Raw genomic sequence first — 204 nt, 5'->3', positions numbered from 1 at the left:
CTACCTCAACCCGCGCTCGGTCCGCTACGCGCAGGGACGCTCGTCCGCGAAGGGTTACTTCGAGGACAGCTACGACTACGAGCGGTTCACCGACGAGGTGCTCGAGCCACTCGGCCACGAGGGATCGGGCCGCTACCGCACCGCAGCCTACGACCTGGATTCGGAGTCGGAGGTGCACTCGCCGTGGCGGATCGCCCCGGATGA

At 67.6% G+C, this 204-nt stretch carries 1 pseudogene; it reads left to right on the top strand.

Annotated features, from left to right (window positions below):
* Positions 1–204: pseudogene (locus tag BN358_RS26380) on the top strand (uridine kinase); the annotation flags it as partial.

Origin of the sequence: Sedimentibacter sp. B4 (assembly GCF_000309315.1) — a bacterium.
GTDB lineage: Bacteria > Bacillota > Clostridia > Tissierellales > Sedimentibacteraceae > Sedimentibacter > Sedimentibacter saalensis.
The sequence above is the reverse complement of the archived record's forward strand: the minus strand, read 5'-3'. Positions and strand labels throughout refer to the sequence as shown.